At 71.7% G+C, this 17,640-nt stretch carries 10 protein-coding genes; 7 read left to right on the top strand and 3 right to left on the bottom strand.

Going from position 1 to position 17,640, the window contains the following annotated elements; translation table 11 throughout:
* The first annotated feature begins 176 nt into the window (after positions 1 to 176).
* From ACFVWD_RS06945 to serA, 5 genes are all read left to right on the top strand, one after another.
* Positions 177 to 3,233 (top strand): putative bifunctional diguanylate cyclase/phosphodiesterase, encoded by a 3,057-nt coding sequence (locus ACFVWD_RS06945; protein WP_389594309.1) that lies wholly within the window; start codon positions 177 to 179, stop codon positions 3,231 to 3,233.
* 226 nt (positions 3,234 to 3,459) lie between these two features.
* On the top strand, positions 3,460 to 5,316 hold the full coding sequence (locus ACFVWD_RS06940; RefSeq protein ID WP_389594308.1) for an acetolactate synthase large subunit: 1,857 nt from the start codon (positions 3,460 to 3,462) through the stop codon (positions 5,314 to 5,316).
* A gap of 27 nt (positions 5,317 to 5,343) precedes the next feature.
* On the top strand, positions 5,344 to 5,874 hold the full coding sequence (ilvN, locus tag ACFVWD_RS06935; RefSeq protein ID WP_054234575.1) for an acetolactate synthase small subunit: 531 nt from the start codon (positions 5,344 to 5,346) through the stop codon (positions 5,872 to 5,874).
* A gap of 115 nt (positions 5,875 to 5,989) precedes the next feature.
* Positions 5,990 to 6,988 carry a ketol-acid reductoisomerase gene (gene ilvC / locus ACFVWD_RS06930; protein WP_101400837.1) on the top strand — a complete coding sequence of 333 codons (999 nt, stop codon included), beginning with the start codon at positions 5,990 to 5,992 and terminating at the stop codon, positions 6,986 to 6,988.
* Between the two features lie 431 nt (positions 6,989 to 7,419).
* Complete coding sequence (gene serA / locus ACFVWD_RS06925; protein ID WP_389594307.1) at positions 7,420 to 9,009, top strand: phosphoglycerate dehydrogenase; 1,590 nt, start codon at positions 7,420 to 7,422, stop codon at positions 9,007 to 9,009.
* Positions 9,010 to 9,078: 69 nt separating this feature from the next.
* Here the strand turns inward: serA and ACFVWD_RS06920 are convergent, their stop codons facing one another.
* Together ACFVWD_RS06920 and ACFVWD_RS06915 are read right to left on the bottom strand one after the other, a co-directional pair.
* Positions 9,079 to 12,045, bottom strand: coding sequence for an AAA family ATPase (locus tag ACFVWD_RS06920; protein ID WP_389594306.1), 2,967 nt, complete (start codon positions 12,043 to 12,045; stop codon positions 9,079 to 9,081).
* Positions 12,046 to 12,697: 652 nt separating this feature from the next.
* Entirely contained in the window at positions 12,698 to 14,263 is a 1,566-nt protein-coding gene (locus ACFVWD_RS06915) for an MFS transporter (protein WP_389594305.1), read from the bottom strand.
* A gap of 97 nt (positions 14,264 to 14,360) precedes the next feature.
* On the opposite strand from ACFVWD_RS06915, the gene ACFVWD_RS06910 reads away from it, so the two are divergent.
* Positions 14,361 to 14,948: a TetR/AcrR family transcriptional regulator gene (locus tag ACFVWD_RS06910; RefSeq protein WP_389594304.1), complete on the top strand. Its 588-nt coding sequence runs from the start codon at positions 14,361 to 14,363 to the stop codon at positions 14,946 to 14,948.
* Positions 14,949 to 14,952: 4 nt separating this feature from the next.
* Here ACFVWD_RS06910 and ACFVWD_RS06905 read toward each other — a convergent pair whose 3' ends face one another.
* Entirely contained in the window at positions 14,953 to 16,149 is a 1,197-nt protein-coding gene (locus ACFVWD_RS06905) for an MFS transporter (protein WP_389594303.1), read from the bottom strand.
* 47 nt (positions 16,150 to 16,196) lie between these two features.
* On the opposite strand from ACFVWD_RS06905, the gene ACFVWD_RS06900 reads away from it, so the two are divergent.
* Positions 16,197 to 17,609, top strand: coding sequence for a PLP-dependent aminotransferase family protein (locus ACFVWD_RS06900; protein WP_389594302.1), 1,413 nt, complete (start codon positions 16,197 to 16,199; stop codon positions 17,607 to 17,609).
* Positions 17,610 to 17,640 lie beyond the last annotated feature (31 nt).

The following is a 17,640-nucleotide window of genomic DNA, read 5'->3' as shown; positions in this document are numbered from 1 at the left end:
AACGATCCGACGCGGCGGGGCCGCCGACGACCCTGGCGCGCGGCCACGCGCAGACGCGGCCACGGCGGCCATGGTGGTCACGGTGGCCATCACCACGGCGGGCACAGCGGCCGCAGAAGGCATGCGCACCCAGCGCACACGGGCCGACGGGACCCCGCGCGGACCGGGTGGGCCCGGTGAGCTCCCCCGGGGCGCTGCAGTCCCGGCGGCCGTTGTGCGGCGGTGGGACGGGCCTGATTCCGCAACTCGTGCTGGCTCTGGTGTGCGCGGGATACGCCTTCGGTTCCGCGCTCGGCTGGGGCTCCGCGACCCTCGCGCTGTTCATGGGCGACTTCGGGCTGAGCGCTGCCGCGGGTACCGCCGCGGTCTCCTGCTTCCTCTACGCCCGCAGCCGCCGCAGCCGCTTTCGACCCGCGTGGCTGCTGTTCTCGCTCTCCTCCACCATGGCCGCGCTGGGCAACGGAGTCTGGGGTTGGTACGAGGTCGTCCTCGACCGCCAGGTCCCGAGTCCCAGCTACGCCGATCTCTTCTTCCTCTGTTTCGCTCCGCCCGCCATCGTAGGACTGCTCGTGCTAGCCAAGAGGCCTGTGACCAAGGCGGGTTGGGTCTGCCTGGCGCTCGACTCCTGGCTGATCGGCGGTTCCCTGCTCACGCTGTCCTGGAGCCTCGCGCTCGCCCAGGCGGCGAAGTTCGACGGGCCGAGCGTCGCGCACACCGCGCTCTCGCTGGCGTACCCGCTGCTGGACATCGCCCTGGTCAGCATGGTGCTCGCGCTGCACTTCAGGCGCTCGTCGGTGAACCGCTCGGCGGTGAACACCGCGATCGGCGCGCTCGCCCTGACCGTGATGTGCGACGCCCTGTTCACCTCGCCCCTCCTGCACAACAGCTACCACTCCGGGCAGCTCCTCGACGCGGGCTGGTTCGCCGGGTCACTGCTCCTCGCGTACGCCCCGTGGGTCGGTCCCCGGCTCGGGCAGCCGACCGCCGAAAGTCACAGCGCGGACGAGCCCCGTAGGGACGGGCACGCACGCGTGGTGCACGAGCACACCCCCGGGCCCCGCCAGGGCGGACCCGGGATCACCCGGGGAACTCAGCGATCTCAGGAGCCTCAGGGATCTCAGGGGCCTGAGGGATCTCAAGAGTCTCAGGGGTCTCAAGAGCCTCAGGGGTCTCAGGACGCAGGCCACAACCGGTACCCGACCACCCGCCCGATCGCCGGATCACTGGCCGCGCTCACGCCCTACCTGGCCGCCGCCGTGTGCACGCTGGGCATTCTCTACAACGTCCTGAACGGCCGCAGCGTCGACCGTGTCGTGCTCATCACCGCCGGGCTCGTCGTACTCGCCCTCGTGGTGCGGCAGGGCATCATGCTGCTCGACAACATCACCCTCACCCAGGAGCTGGCCCAGCAGGAGAACCACTTCCGCTCCCTGGTGCAGGGCTCCAGCGACGTCATCATGATCGCCGCACCGAACGGCATCCTGCGGTACGTCAGCCCCGCCGCCGCCGGGGTCTACGGCCGCAACGCGGAGGAGCTCGTCGGCTCCGAGCTCGCCTCCCTCATCCACCCCGAGGACCTCGGCTGTGTGGTGCACGAGGTGCGCCGCTTCCTGGCCGCCAGCCACCTGGAGGAGCCCACCACCCGCATCGAGTGCCGCTTCAAGTCCGGCGACGGCGGCTGGCTCAATGTGGAGTCCACCGTCAACCGACACCACGGCGGCCTCATCTTCAACAGCCGTGACGTGACCGAGCGGGTCCGGCTCCAGGCGCAGCTCCAGCACAACGCCGAACACGATCCGCTCACCGACCTGCCCAACCGCGCGCTGTTCACCCGGCGCGTCCAGCAGGCGCTGTCCGGCCGCCGCTCCACCGACCGCGGCGCCGCACTGCGCGGCACGGCCGTCCTCTTCATCGACCTCGACGGCTTCAAGGCCGTCAACGACACGATCGGGCACCAGGCCGGCGACGAGCTCCTCGTCCAGGCCGCCCGCAGACTCCAGGACTCGGTGCGGCAGGGCGACACCGCCGCCCGCCTCGGCGGCGACGAGTTCGCGGCGCTCATCGTCGGCGACGGCAGCCGCGACCGGAGCGCGCGCGAGCAGCAGATCCTGGAGCTCGCCGACCGGCTGCGGATCAAGCTCTCCCAGCCGTACGCCATCGACGGCAACGATGTCCGGGTCGCCGCCTCCATCGGCGTCGGCTTCGCAGAGCCCGGACTGGGGGCGGGCGAGTTGCTGCGCAACGCCGACCTCGCCATGTACCGGGCCAAGGCGGCCGGAAAGGGACGCGTCGAGCTGTACGCGCCCCAGATGCAGCAGGACGTCGTACGGAAGGCGGAGCTGGCCACCCGGCTGCGCTCCGCCCTCCAGGACGGCGAGTTCGCGCTGCTCCACCAGCCAGTGGTCTGCCTCGGGAACGGCCGGATCGCGACGGTCACCGCCCAGGCCCGCTGGCGCTCCTCCCAAGGGGTGCTTTTCACGCCGGCGGAGTTCCTGCGCGTCGCCGAGGACAGCGACAAGACCGCCGAGCTGGGCCGCTGGATGCTTGAGGAGGCGGTCGAGCAGGCCGCCGAGCGGGCCGCCGCGGGTGTCACGGTGCCCGTCGCCGTGCGGATGAGCGCCCGGCGTCTGCTGGACCGCTCGATGCCTCTCGGCTCCGTGGAGGCTCTGCTGACCCGGCACGGGCTCGCCTCCGGCTCCCTGATCGTCGAGCTGGCCGACACCGACCCCCGGGTCTCCCTGGACGAGCTGGAGCGGCGGCTGAACGCGCTGCGGCGGCTCGGCGTCCGGGTCGCCCTGGACGGATTCGGCAGTGGCTACGCGGCCATCACGACGCTCAGGAGGCTGCCCGTCGACGTGCTGAAGCTCGACCGGGGTCTCGTCGAGGGTGTCGTCGAGTCCGCCCGGCTGCACAAGATCACCAGCGGGCTGCTGAGGATCGCCACCGACCTGGGGCTGCAGTCCGTGGCCGACGGTGTGGACCTGCCCGAGCAGGTCGTCGCCCTGCGCGCGATGGGCTGCACGCACGGACAGGGCATGGCCTTCTCCGGGCCGCTCGACGAGTACCGGCTGCGCAGAGCGCTGTCCTGTGGCCACTACCCGGTGCCGTACGGCCCGGCCGAGCCCGCGTTCGCGGGCGGTGGCACGGGGGTGTATACGAGTGGTGTGCCCGCGGTTCTCGGGGGTGGTACGGCCCTCCGCTCACATAATGAGACTCCCGTCCCACCCACTTGACAGTCGGTGCGTGCCGGGGGGAGGGTCAATGCCATGCGCACCCGAATTCTCGTACTTGGAAAGCGCGTCGGCTGAAGCTGGTGACCACCGGACGGACCCGGAACACCCAGCGACCGCACCCGGCGCGCTCCCCTCGCTTGCCTCACGGCACGAGGGGTTTTTTGTTGCACAGGCGCCAGTCGTACACCGCACAAAACTCGCAAAAACCCTCAGCATCGAGAAGAGAATGCCGATGACCGAGCAGGCCACCGGGGCCCATCACCCGCAGCCGCGGCCCCGTTCCGGAGGACAGCAGTCCGCCCCCGAGCACGTCACGGGAGCGCAGTCCCTCATCCGCTCGCTTGAGGAGGTCGGGGCCGAGACGGTATTCGGCATTCCCGGCGGCGCGATCCTTCCGGCGTACGACCCGCTGATGGACTCCAGGCGTGTGCGGCACGTGCTCGTGCGGCACGAGCAGGGCGCGGGACACGCGGCCACCGGTTACGCGCAGGCCACCGGCAAGGTCGGCGTCTGCATGGCGACCAGCGGCCCGGGTGCCACCAACCTGGTGACGCCGATCGCGGACGCGCACATGGACTCGGTGCCGCTCGTGGCGATCACCGGGCAGGTCGCGTCCAAGGCGATCGGCACGGACGCCTTCCAGGAGGCGGACATCGTCGGCATCACCATGCCGATCACCAAGCACAACTTCCTGGTGACCAAGGCCGAGGACATCCCGAGGACGATCGCGGAGGCCTTCCACATCGCCTCCACCGGCCGCCCGGGCCCCGTCCTCGTCGACATCGCCAAGGACGCCCTCCAGGCGCAGACCACCTTCCAGTGGCCGCCCACCCAGGACCTGCCCGGCTACCGCCCGGTGACCAAGCCGCACGCCAAGCAGATCCGCGAGGCCGCCAAGCTGATCACCCAGGCCAAGCGGCCCGTCCTCTACGTCGGCGGCGGCGTCCTCAAGGCCAAGGCCACCGCCGAGCTGAAGGTCCTCGCAGAACTCACCGGAGCGCCCGTCACCACCACCCTGATGGCGCTCGGCGCATTCCCCGACAGCCACCCGCTGCACGTGGGAATGCCGGGCATGCACGGTGCGGTCACCGCCGTCACCGCGCTGCAGAAGGCCGACCTGATCGTCGCCCTCGGAGCCCGCTTCGACGACCGTGTCACCGGCAAGCTGGACAGCTTCGCCCCGTACGCCAAGATCGTCCACGCCGACATCGACCCGGCCGAGATCGGCAAGAACCGCGCCGCGGACGTGCCGATCGTCGGTGACGCCCGCGAGGTCATCGCCGACCTGGTCCAGGCCGTGCAGAAGGAGCACAGCGAGGGCCACGCAGGCGACTACACCGCCTGGTGGAAGGACCTCAACCGCTGGCGCGAGACGTACCCGCTGGGCTACGAGCAGCCGGACAACGGCTCCCTGTCGCCGCAGCAGGTCATCGAGCGCATCGGACAGCTCGCACCCGAGGGCACCATCTTCGCGGCGGGTGTCGGCCAGCACCAGATGTGGGCCGCGCACTACGTCCAGTACGAGCAGCCCGCGACCTGGCTGAACTCCGGCGGCGCCGGAACGATGGGCTACGCGGTTCCGGCCGCGATGGGCGCCAAGGCCGGTCAGCCGGGCAGGACGGTCTGGGCGATCGACGGTGACGGCTGCTTCCAGATGACCAATCAGGAGCTCGCCACCTGCGCCCTGAACAACATCCCGATCAAGGTCGCCATCATCAACAACGGCGCCCTCGGGATGGTCCGCCAGTGGCAGACCCTCTTCTACAACCAGCGCTACTCCAACACCGTGCTGCACTCCGGCCCGGACGCGGACGGCAAGCAGCCGAGCGCCGGCACCCGCATCCCCGACTTCGTCAAGCTGTCGGAGGCCATGGGCTGCTACGCGATCCGCTGCGAGTCCCCCGATGACCTCGACAAGGTCATCGCGGAGGCGAACTCGATCAACGACCGCCCCGTCGTGGTCGACTTCATCGTGCACGAGGACGCCATGGTGTGGCCGATGGTCGCCGCCGGCACCTCGAACGACGAGATCATGGCCGCCCGGGACGTCCGCCCCGACTTCGGCGACAACGAAGACGACTGAGACCGAGAGAGAGCCGAGTCCACCACCATGAGCACCAAGCACACCCTCTCCGTCCTCGTCGAGAACAAGCCGGGTGTCCTCGCCCGGATCACCGCCCTGTTCTCCCGCCGCGGCTTCAACATCGACTCACTCGCCGTGGGCGTCACCGAGCACCCCGACATCTCGCGCATCACCATCGTGGTGAACGTGATCGAGGCGCTGCCGCTCGAACAGGTCACCAAGCAGCTCAACAAGCTCGTCAACGTGCTGAAGATCGTCGAGCTGGAACCCGGCTCGGCGGTGCAGCGCGAACTCGTTCTGGTGAAGGTGCGTGCGGACAACGAGACGCGCTCCCAGATCGTCGAGATCGTCCAGCTGTTCCGCGCCAAGACCGTGGACGTCTCTCCGGAGGCCGTCACCATCGAGGCCACCGGCGGCAGCGACAAGCTGGAGGCCATGCTCAAGATGCTGGAGCCGTTCGGCATCAAGGAGCTCGTCCAGTCCGGCACGATCGCGATCGGACGCGGGGCGCGTTCGATCACGGACCGCTCGCTGCGCGCGCTCGACCGATCAGCCTGATCCTTGGTAGGGGCGGTCGGTGATCACCGACCGCCCGTATACCGAGACCCGAAAACTTCCCTTCCCCCGCCCGCCGTACGGTGGGACGCAACACCGCACACCAAGGAGAACCCCAGTGGCCGAGCTGTTCTACGACGACGACGCCGACCTGTCCATCATCCAGGGCCGCAAGGTCGCGGTCATCGGCTACGGCAGCCAGGGCCACGCCCACGCGCTGTCGCTGCGCGACTCGGGTGTGGACGTCCGCGTCGGTCTGCACGAGGGCTCCAAGTCCAAGGCCAAGGCCGAGGAGCAGGGCCTGCGCGTGGTGACGCCGTCGGAGGCCGCGGCCGAGGCCGACGTCATCATGATCCTGGTGCCGGACCCGATCCAGGCCCAGGTCTACGAGGAGTCCATCAAGGACAACCTGAAGGACGGCGACGCGCTGTTCTTCGGCCACGGTCTGAACATCCGCTTCGGCTTCATCAAGCCCCCGGCCGGCATCGACGTGTGCATGGTCGCGCCCAAGGGCCCGGGCCACCTGGTGCGCCGCCAGTACGAGGAGGGTCGCGGCGTTCCCTGCATCGCGGCCGTCGAGCAGGACTCCACGGGCAGCGCCTTCCCGCTCGCCCTCTCCTACGCCAAGGGCATCGGCGGCACCCGCGCGGGCGTCATCAAGACGACCTTCACGGAGGAGACCGAGACCGACCTGTTCGGTGAGCAGGCCGTTCTCTGCGGTGGCACCGCGGCGCTGGTCAAGGCGGGCTTCGAGACGCTGACCGAGGCCGGCTACCAGCCGGAGATCGCGTACTTCGAGTGCCTCCACGAGCTGAAGCTCATCGTCGACCTCATGTACGAGGGCGGCCTGGAGAAGATGCGCTGGTCGGTCTCCGAGACCGCCGAGTGGGGTGACTACGTCACCGGCCCGCGGATCATCACGGACGCCACCAAGGCCGAGATGAAGAAGGTCCTCGCGGAGATCCAGGACGGCACCTTCGCCAGGAACTGGATGGAGGAGTACCACTCCGGCCTGAAGAAGTACAACGAGTACAAGACGCAGGACGAGAACAGCCTCCTGGAGACCACCGGCAAGGAGCTCCGCAAGCTCATGTCGTGGGTCAACGACGAGGCGTAAGCCGTACGGCCGAAGGGGCCGGAGCATCCGCTCCGGTCCCTTCGGCCAACCCTGGGTAACGCCCGTGAGCGCGACGTTGTCCACCTCGTCCAGCCACGGACGGGTGATCCTTCCACGGAGGCGCAAGAAGGCCCCCGTAGCGGCACTACACTGCTGCACAACATACGCGTCAGGCCCACAGCGTCGTGCGTCTTCCACGCGGCTCAAGCGACCCCGAAGAAGTGAAGGCACGCCCCCACGCCGCCCGGCACGCACTCTCGCCGCACCGGCCAAAGGCCCAAGTAGCTCCGCTACGAGGACCTTCGTCCGGCACGCCGACAGCACGCACCGAACGACGCGGGAACGCACCTAGACTTCCCCGGGGCCGCTACAACCCTCCACCGCATGCGGCCGTCGGGACGGCCGTCCGCATTGGACTTGTGAGGACTCACGTGAGCTCGAAACCTGTCGTACTCATCGCTGAAGAGCTGTCGCCCGCGACCGTCGACGCCCTGGGCCCGGACTTCGAGATCCGGCACGCGAACGGCGCGGACCGCGCCGAGCTGCTGCCCGCGATCGCCGACGTCGACGCGATCCTGATCCGTTCGGCCACCAAAGTCGACGCGGAGGCCGTTGCCGCCGCGAAGAAGCTCAAGGTCGTCGCACGAGCCGGCGTCGGCCTGGACAACGTCGACGTCTCCGCCGCCACCAAGGCCGGCGTGATGGTCGTCAACGCCCCCACCTCGAACATCGTGACCGCGGCCGAGCTGGCCTGTGGCCTCCTGCTCGCCACCGCGCGTCACATTCCGCAGGCCAACTCCGCGCTGAAGAACGGCGAGTGGAAGCGCTCGAAGTACACCGGCGTCGAGCTCGCCGAGAAGACCCTCGGTGTCGTCGGCCTCGGCCGCATCGGCGCGCTGGTCGCCCAGCGCATGTCCGCGTTCGGCATGAAGGTCGTCGCCTACGACCCCTACGTCCAGCCTGCCCGGGCCGCGCAGATGGGCGTCAAGGTCCTCTCCCTCGACGAGCTGCTCGAGGTCTCGGACTTCATCACCGTGCACCTGCCCAAGACCCCCGAGACGGTCGGTCTCATCGGCGACGAGGCGCTGCACAAGGTCAAGCCGTCGGTGCGGATCGTCAACGCCGCGCGCGGCGGGATCGTCGACGAGGAGGCGCTGTTCTCGGCGCTCAAGGAGGGCCGCGTCGCCGGCGCCGGCCTCGACGTGTACGCGAAGGAGCCCTGCACGGACTCCCCGCTCTTCGAGCTCGACCAGGTCGTCTGCACCCCGCACCTCGGCGCCTCCACGGACGAGGCGCAGGAGAAGGCCGGTGTCTCCGTCGCCCGCTCGGTGCGCCTCGCCCTCGCCGGTGAGCTCGTCCCGGACGCGGTGAACGTGCAGGGCGGTGTCATCGCCGAGGACGTCAAGCCCGGTCTGCCGCTCGCCGAGAAGCTCGGCCGCATCTTCACCGCCCTCGCGGGCGAGGTCGCGGTCCGCCTCGACGTCGAGGTGTACGGCGAGATCACCCAGCACGACGTCAAGGTGCTCGAACTCTCCGCGCTCAAGGGCGTGTTCGAGGACGTCGTCGACGAGACGGTGTCGTACGTCAACGCCCCGCTGTTCGCGCAGGAGCGCGGCGTCGAGGTCCGTCTGACCACGAGCTCGGAGTCCCCCGACCACCGCAACGTGGTCACCGTGCGCGGCACGCTCGGCGACGGCCAGGAGGTCGCGGTCTCCGGCACGCTGGCCGGCCCCAAGCACCTGCAGAAGATCGTCGCCGTCGGCGACTACGACGTGGACCTCGCGCTCGCCGAGCACATGGTCGTGCTGAGCTACGAGGACCGTCCCGGCGTCGTCGGCACCGTCGGCCGCATCTTCGGCGAGGCGGGCATCAACATCGCGGGCATGCAGGTCGCGCGTGCCGCCGCGGGCGGCGAGGCCCTCGCGGTCCTCACCGTCGACGACACGGTCCCGCAGAACGTGCTGAGCGAGGTGGCCGAGGAGATCGGCGCCACCTCGGCGCGCTCGGTGAACCTCGTCTGACCTTCGCAGTACGCGGGCCGGGGCCCGGTCACCTGGGGTGACCGGGCCCCGGTCATGCGCGGGGGTCGGTCATGCGCGAGGGTTCCGGGGTGGCTCGACCAGGCCCTCCCGGTAGGCGATGGCCACGGCCTCGGTGCGGCCCGCGGCGCCCAGCTTGGCGAGGATGTTGGAGACGTGCACGCTCGCCGTCTTCCCCGTGATGAACAGCTCCTCGCCGATCTGACGGTTGGTGCGGCCACGCGCCAGCAGCCTCAGGACGTCGCTCTCGCGGGCGGTCAGCGCCGGGACACGGTCCGCGGCGGACGGTGAGTCGGCGAGACGACCGCGCCGGATCAGGGTGTCCAGCTCCTCGCGCAGCGGTACCGCGCCGAGCCGGACGGCGGTGTCGCGTGCCGCGCGGGCCCGCTCGGCTGCCTCCTCCCGACGGTCCGCCACGAGCAGCGCCTCGGCCAGCCGCCGTTCGCAGCGAGCCAGTTCATAGGGATCGCCGTAGTCGAACGCGGCGACCGCCTTCGCCCAGGCGGCCACATCGGGACCCGAGTGCGCGCGCAGCCACTCCGCCTCGGCGCGGGCGAGCCAGGCAAGCCCCTCCGGTCCCTGGCGCGACCCGTCCTCCCCTTTGGCGGCCGTACTCCGGGCCACCTCCACCAGCTCGGTCGCGATGTCCGTCCAGCGTCGGGCGCCCGCTTCGTCGCCGGTCAGACGCAGTTCGACGGCGGCGTCCGCGACCGACGCCAGAGCCAGCGCCGCGAGCCGCACACCGATGTCGGGCCGCTCGCTGCCGGAGCCGTCGCTGAGTGCCCCGAGCGTCGAACGCACGGAGGCGACGGCGCCCTCGGGGTCGCCGCGCAGGGCCGCGGCGTCGGTCAGCACGATGCCCGCGACGAGCGTGGCCATCCAGTCGAACGGCCCGTCGAGCAGCGCGCGGGCCCGCTCGGCGGGCCCCTCCTGGCCGCGCGCCAGGGCGACGTACAACGCGGGCCCGACGGCGAAGCCGCCCGCCGGTGGCAGCCGTTCGGCGTCGACGGCGGCCGCCCGCGCGCACTCGTCCCAGCGGCCCAGGGTGTAGAGGATCAGGGACTGGAGGTAGCGCAGCTCCAGCGCGTACGGGGAGGAGACGAGCCCGGAGCGGTTCGCCCGCTCGAGTCCCTCGGCGAGCCAGGCCAGGCACTCGTCCAGGGCCCCGGACTCGTAGGCCCCGATGGCGAGGTTGAAGAGGGCGCGCATCTCGACGGAGACATTGCCGGCGCGCCGGGCCAGGTCACGGGCCTGCCGAAGCCGCTCCCGGCCCTCGGCCGTACGCCGGTTGTGGTCTTCAAGACCGACCAGGGAGATGATCAAGTCGGCCTGGGCGTCGGTGAGCCGGAGCTCCTCGGCGGTGCGCAGTGCCTGCCGGGCGACGCGCTCGGCGTCCTCGTCGTGACCCATGTACCGCGCGGCCATGACATGGGTGGCCGCCGCCCACACCCAGGTGTGCGACGGGGGCTCGGCCGGGATCATGGCCAGTGCCTCGCTGCTGTAGGTGAAGGCGGCCTGCAGACTGTCGACGCGCATCAGATTGCCCGCGAGGGTGTAGCGGACGCGGGCGGCGAGCTCCGAGTCCGCGTCCGACCCCGCTCTGGCGAGTGCGGCGCGGGTGAGGGAGACCGCCCGGTGGGTCTCCCCGGCGTGCGCGGCGGCAGCGGAGGCACGCAGGGTGAGCGTGACCGGGTCGCCGTCCCGGGGGCGGGCGCCGGGGTCCACCGCGGGCCACAGTTCGAGCGCGGCCTCCACGTGCCGCAGCTCCTCGGCGGGCGCGCCGACGCGCTGGGCGTGGTCGGCGGCTTCCAGTGAGGCGGTCAGCGCGTCCGCGAGATCGTGGCTCTCCCGCGAGTGGTGGGCGCGCTCGGCCGCGCTCTGTGCCGTGTGACCGCGCCCGGCGAGGAGTTTGGCGAACGAGCCGTGCAGCCGGACCCGCTCGCCGGGCAGCAGATCGGCGTAGACGGCCTCACGGGCGAGGGCGTGCCGGAAGGAGTACGTGGCGTCGTCGCCGGGGACCAGCAGCTGCCGTCCTACGGCCTCCCGCAGCGCCGACTCCAGCTCGTCCTCGGGCAGTTGTACGGCGTCACGCAGCAGGTCGTGCTCGACGCGCCGCCCGGCGACCGCGGCCGTGCGCAGCACCTGCTGGGCGGTGTCGGAGAGTTGCTCGATCCGGATGAGGAGGAGGTCGGCGAGGCCGCTCGGCATGGCGGGCGCCGCCGGGTCGAGGTCGCCCGGCAGCGCGGCGAGCAGCTCCTCCGCGTAGAAGGCGTTGCCCTCGGCGCGGTCGACGATGCGGCGGACGGTGGTGTCGGAGAGGGCGTCCGTCCGCAGGGCGCGCACCAGGCGGGCCACTTCGGCGTCGGCCATCGGGCGCAGTTCGAGTCGGTCCACGGAGGGCAGACGGGCCAGCTCGGCGAGCAGGGGGCGCAGGGGGTGGCGGCGGTGCAGGTCGTCCGCGCGGTACGAGGCGAAGAGGGCGAGGCGGTGGGTGGGGGACCCGGGGGTCGGGTTCTGCAGGACGCCCCGGCTGAGGAGGAAGCGCAGGAGGTCCCTCGATGACTGGTCCGCCCAGTGGAGGTCTTCGAGGACCAGGAGGAGGGGGGTGATGTCGGCGGCGTCCGCCAGCAGGCCGGCCACGCCCTCGAAGAGCCGCAGCCGGCTGCCGGTGTCCGTGTCCGTCCCGCTGCCGGCGCCGAGCAGGCGGTCGACCGCCGGGTGCGCCGCGAGGGCGGCGGCGAACCGCTCGTCCCCGCCGAGCATGCCGAGGATCTCCGTGAACGGCAGATAGGGCAGGCCCACGTCGCCGAGGTCCACGCAGTGGCCGGTGAGTACCGTCATTCCGGTGCGCGTGGCGTGTGCGGCGGCCTCCGTCAGGACGCGGGTCTTGCCGACGCCGGCGTCTCCGGAGAGGACGACGGCTCGGGGGGTGCCGGCGTGGGCGCGGTCCAGCACGCCGGTGAGCCGGGCGAGTTCGTCGTCCCGGCCGATGAACGGCGTACCGAATGTCTGTGCCACGCCGCCCATCCTGACACGCCGCACCGACACGGCCCCGCCCCTTTTCCTCGCCCCCGCCGCCCCTACCCGTCCCGTCCCCAGGGGCTCCGCCCCTTCGACCCCACCGGGGCACCCCCGGACCCCCGCATCGGCCTGAACGGCCTCGTCCTCAAACGCCGGACGGGCTGGATGGTGCGGGCCGGGGCTGGGTGGGTGGACGTGGGGTGGGTGAGTGGACGTGGGGTGGGTGGGGCATCGGCCTTCGGCCTGGCCCTCTGGCGCCGGACCTGCTGGATGGCGTGGGCCGGGGCTTTTAGGGGCGCGGGGAACTGCGCGATCGGCCCCCACCGGCCTGCAGGTGAAGCACTTCGGGTGGGTGGGGTCTCGGGGCGTAGCCCCGCCCGAGGGGCGCGAGGAACTGCGCGACTGACCCCCACCGCCCGCAGACGAAGCACTTCGGGAGGTCGGGAATGCGGGGCGTAGCCCCGTCCGAGGGGCGCGGGGAACTGCGCGATCAGCCCCCACCAGCCCGCAGGTGAAGCACTTCGGGAGGGCGGGGGTCCGGGGCGCAGCCCGGCCCGAGGGGCGCGGGGAACTGCGCGATCGGACCCTGCCCCCCCGTAGTCGGAGCGCACAGCCGGGGTTCCAAGGGCGTAGCCCTGGTGAAGGGGTGTCAGGCGGCGGCCTGTTCGGGGTGGGGGGCCTCGGTCCCGACCTCCCGCACCGGCACTCGCCGCAACGTCGCAGACGCCAACACCGCCGCTCCCAACAACAGCACCGCCCCCGCGATCGCCGCCGCCTGCATCCCACTGGTGAACGCCTCCCGCGCGACCCGCGCCAGCGCGTCCCCCGCGTCACCCGGCAACTGGTGGGCGACCGCCAGCGCGCCGCCGAGGGTCTCCTGGGCCGGCGCCGGGGCGCCGGACGGAATCTCGTGGCGGTAGACGGCCGTACCGATGGAGCCGAGGACCGCCATACCGAGCGCCCCGCCGAACTCGGCACCCGTCTCCAGCAGCGAGGACGCGGCGCCCGCGTTGGCGACGGGGACGGTGCCCAGCGCGAGATCCATCATCTGCGACATCACGGTGACGATCCCCGAGGCGAGGACACCGGCACCGGCGAGGACCAGCCACAGAGAGTCGGTCCCGGTGAGGGCCAGCAGACCGTAGCCGCACGCGGCGAGGACGAAGCCGCCGGAGACGACGTGGGCGCGGTGGACGCCCTTCTGCACCAGCTGCGCGGCGAGCGGCGCGGCGACCCCGACCAGGACCGTCGGCAGCAGCGACCACAGGGCGGCCTCCATGGAGCTCTTGCCGAGGACCGACTGCAGGTACTGGGTGGTGAAGTACGCCGAACCCATCATCCCGAACGCGGAGACCAGGTTGAGCACGACGGCGGGCGCGAAGCCCCGGCCCCGGAACAACTCGGGGGAGATCAGCGGAGACTTGGCGGTGCGCTGCCGCTGGACGAAGAGCGCGGCGAAGGTGAGACCGACGACGATCGAGGCGCCGTACTCGAACTTCCAGCCCTCGGACGGGATTTCCTTCACGCCGTAGATGACGGGCAGCACGGCGGCCATCGACAGCGGCACGCTGAGCAGGTCGAAACGGCCCGGTTCCGGGTTCCTGGACTCGGGGAGCAGGACCGGGCCGAGGACGAGCAGCAGCACCATCGCGGGCAGGTTGACGAGGAAGACCGAGCCCCACCAGAAGTACTCGACGAGGACACCGCTCATCACCGAACCGAGCGCGATGCCGCCGGTCATGACACCGGACCACAGACCGATCGCCTTCGCGCGCTGCCCGGGGTCGGTGAACATCGTGCGGATGATCGCCATCGTCGACGGCATGAGGGTGGCGCCACCGATGCCGAGGACCGCGCGGGCCACGATCAGCATCTCGGCGCTGTCGGCGTAGGCGGCCATGACCGAGGCCGTGCCGAAGGCGGCGGCGCCGAAGAGGAGGAGCTTGCGGCGGCCTATGCGATCGCCGAGCGAGCCCATCGTCATCAGCAGTCCGGCGAGCACGAACGCGTAGATGTCGAAGATCCACAGCTGCTGGGTGCCGCTCGGCTCCAGGTCCGCGCTGATCGCGGGGATCGCGAAGTAGAGGACCGAGACGTCCATCGAGACCAGGAGCAGCGGAAGCATCAGGACGCCGAGGGCAGTCCATTCGCGGCGGCCGGCGAGGCCTCCGCCGGGTGCGGGGGTGGTGCTCGTCGAGTGCTTCGAGTTCGTCATGACAGGGACTGTACGGACGTCTTAAACGCTTGTCTAGTACGCTTGTTTAAAACGAGCGTCTGGGACGGTTGTCTGTATCGGAGGTACGCTGATCGGCATGGGACACCGTGAGGATCTGCTCGAAGGCGCCAAGCGCTGCCTGCTGGAGAAGGGGTTCGTGCGCACCACGGCGCGCGACATCGTGAAGGAGTCCGGGACGAACCTGGCGTCCATCGGCTACCACTACGGGTCGAAGGACGCGCTGCTGACGCAGGCCTTCGTGGAGCTGGTGCAGGAGTGGGGCGAGAAGTTCGCCCTCCACCGGGAGCACGAGGAGGCGCCCGGGGGTTCCGTGGAGCGGTTCCACGACGTGTGGGCGCGGATGCTGGAGTCCTTCGAGGACTTCAAGCCCGTGTGGGCGGCCAGCATGGAGATCGTGACGCAGGGGGAGCGGGTGCCGCAGCTGCGGGACCTCATGGCGAAGGCGCAGATCGAGGGCCGGTCCGGGCTCGTCTCGATGTTCACGGGCCTGGACGAGGAGACGCTCGACGAGCGGACCGTCAAGGCCGTCGGCGGCTTCTACCAGGCGCTGCTCAACGGTCTGATGGTGCAGTGGCTCTTCGACCCGTCGAGCGCCTCCACGGCGGACGACCTCACGGAGGGGCTGAGACGGGTGATCGAGGGGGCGGCCGGCTCGCGGGACTGAGGCGTCACCCGGCCACGACTCCGGTCGGCGTGGTGCCGGACCCGCGATCGGCTCGGGCATCGCGGTACGCCGGGATCAGCGCCACCAGCATCAGTGCGGCGGTGACGGCGAAGGCCGACGGATACCCCGTCACCCCGGCCAGCACGCCGAAACCCGCCGCGCCGACGCCCATGCCACCGTCGTACGCGATGTTCCACAGCGCGGTGACGGTACCGTATCCGGAGGCCGGGACCCGCGCGTACATCAGGGCCAGCGTGGCGTTCTGGGCGATGCCGAAACCGGTGCCGAAGACCGCGACCCCGGTGAGGACCGCGACGGGACTGCCGGTCACCGCCGTGATCAACAGGCCCCCGGCCGAGAGGACAAGGCCGGGCACGACGAGCCGCGCGGGCCCGTGCCGGTCGCCGTACCGGCCCGCCGCCAGGCGGGCCGCGGTCGACGCGGCCGGCTGCACGAAGAGGGCCACGGCGACGACCGTGCCGTACGCGGCCGGGACCGCCAGCGGCAGGAACGTGACGACGATCCCGGCGGCGAGGGCGGTGGTCGCGAAGACGGCCCCGGGCCGCATCAGACCACCGGTGCGCAGCCCGGCCAGCACCCCCACCGGTTTCCCGGACGTCGGCTCCCGGTCCGGCAGGCCCGGTACGGCGACGATCGCGGCCAGCGCCGCCACGCCCGCGGCCACGGCGACCGGCCCGTACCCCGCGTGCCCGGCGAGCCACACGCCGAGGGGCAGCGCGATCAGCGACGGCACTCCGGAGACCAGGCCCACCAGCGCGAGACCCTCCCCGCGCCGCTCGGCCGGAATGAGCGACGCGGTGAGCGCGCCGCCCGCGACGAGCGTGAGCGCGAAGCCGAGACCGCGGACGAGACAGACCGTCACGATCCACGCCATGCCGTCGGAGGCGGTCAGGACCAGCGCGGGAGCGCCGAGCAGGGTGAGCCCGGCGATCAGCGCGACCCGGTAGCCGTAGCGGGCGACGAGGCGGGGAGCGGCTAGTTCACCCAGGACCGTGGAGAGCATCAGGGCGCCCGTGGCGAGGCCCGCACCCGACGCCGTCGCGTAACGGGGCACCACCGACAGGAGCAGGAAGAAGCTCACCGAGGCGCCGACCATGCTCACGAAACGGAGCAGCAGGGGGCGGGTGAGCAGAGGGGGCCTCGAAGCCGTCGCGGGGACGCGGGGCGTGGTCGTTTTCATGGGAACGACGCTAGGCAGCGGGCGGACCCCCGGTAAGCTCCAATTCCATGCCGCCGCAGTGGGCCGGTCTGTCACCCGAACTGCTCCTGTCCGTCGACCGGGAGAGCGGTGAGCAGTTGCGCGCCCAGCTCGAACGGCAGCTGCGGGACGCGATCCGCACGGGACGCCTCGGCGTCGGCGAGCGTCTGCCCTCCTCGCGTGAACTCGCCCGCGAAATGGGGTTGTCGAGGGGCCTCGTCCAGGACTGCTACGCCCAACTCCAGTCCGAGGGCTACCTCGTGACCCGCGTCGGCTCGGCCACCCGGGTCGCGGCGTGCGCCCACGTACCGCCCGCGCCCGCGCCGAACCGGAGCGCGCCGGAGCGGCTGATCGCCGACTTCCGGCACGGCGTGCCGGACCTCACCGGCTTCCCGCTCTCCGACTGGCTCTGGGCGCTGCGCGAGGCGGGCCGCGCCCTGCCGACCGCGGACCTCGACTACGGGGATCCGCGCGGGAGCCGCGTGCTGCGCGAGGTCGTCGCCGGATATCTGCGCCGGGTGCGTGCCGCCGCGGCCGACCCCGAGCGGATCGTCGTCTGCTCCGGTTACGCGCAGGGCCTCGGCCTCACGCTGGAGAGCCTGGCCGGGGCGGGGGTGCGCGTCGTGGCGTACGAGGACCCGGGCGCCCCCGCCACGGTGACGGCGGCCGCGGCCGCGGCGGGTCTGACGGCGGTGCCCGTCCCGGTCGACGAGCAGGGCATCGACGTACGGGCGCTGGAGGCGACCGGGGCACGGGCCGTCGTCGTCACCCCCGCGCACCAGTGGCCCACCGGCGTCGTCCTCGCGCCCGAACGCCGGCTCGCGCTGATCGAGTGGGCGACGCGGCAGGACGCGTACGTCGTCGAGGACGACTACGACGCGGAGTTCCGCTATGACCGTGAGCCCGTCGGGGCCCTGCATGGTCTGGCCGCCGACCGGGTCGTCTCCATCGGCACCGTCAGCAAGTCCCTCGCTCCGGCGCTGCGCATCGGCTGGTTGCTCTGCCCGCCCGTGCTCGCCGCCCCGATCGCGGCGGCCAAGCTGCGCACCGACCGCGGTTCGCCGACCCTCGACCAGCTCGCCCTCGCCCGCCTCGTCGAGTCCGGCCGCTACGACCGCCATCTGCGGCGCATGCGCACGACGTACGCGGCCCGGCGTGCGGCCCTGGTCACGGCCCTCGCCGCACACGCCCCGGAGGTCCGGCTGACGGGTCTCGCGGCCGGGTTCCACGCCGTCGTGCACCTGCCCGGAACGGACGCGGCCGCCGAACGGGCCGTCATCGACGGGGCGCGCGCACGGTCCGTCGGCCTGTACGGGATGAGCGCCTGCCGCTCGAACCGGGCGACGGCGCCGCCCCGACTCGTCCTGGGCTTCGGTGACGTGGGGGAACGCGCGATCACGGAGGGCATCGCGACGATCGGCGACCTGCTCGTCCGGCCCTGACGGCCCTGACGGCCCTGACGGCCCTGACGGG

The organism is Streptomyces sp. NPDC058086 (genome assembly GCF_042885015.1).
Taxonomy (GTDB): Bacteria; Actinomycetota; Actinomycetes; order Streptomycetales; family Streptomycetaceae; genus Streptomyces.
The sequence above is the reverse complement of the archived record's forward strand: the minus strand, read 5'-3'. Positions and strand labels throughout refer to the sequence as shown.

What these genes read in the sequence shown, in the direction of transcription:
- ACFVWD_RS06905 (WP_389594303.1), bottom strand. Translation starts at nt 16,149, where the DNA reads ATGAAAACGACCACGCCCCGCGTCCCCGCGACGGCTTCGAGGCCCCCT.
- ACFVWD_RS06940 (WP_389594308.1), top strand. Translation starts at nt 3,460, where the DNA reads ATGCCGATGACCGAGCAGGCCACCGGGGCCCATCACCCGCAGCCGCGG.
- ACFVWD_RS06915 (WP_389594305.1), bottom strand. Translation starts at nt 14,263, where the DNA reads ATGACGAACTCGAAGCACTCGACGAGCACCACCCCCGCACCCGGCGGA.
- ACFVWD_RS06910 (WP_389594304.1), top strand. Translation starts at nt 14,361, where the DNA reads ATGGGACACCGTGAGGATCTGCTCGAAGGCGCCAAGCGCTGCCTGCTG.
- ACFVWD_RS06900 (WP_389594302.1), top strand. Translation starts at nt 16,197, where the DNA reads ATGCCGCCGCAGTGGGCCGGTCTGTCACCCGAACTGCTCCTGTCCGTC.
- ilvN (WP_054234575.1), top strand. Translation starts at nt 5,344, where the DNA reads ATGAGCACCAAGCACACCCTCTCCGTCCTCGTCGAGAACAAGCCGGGT.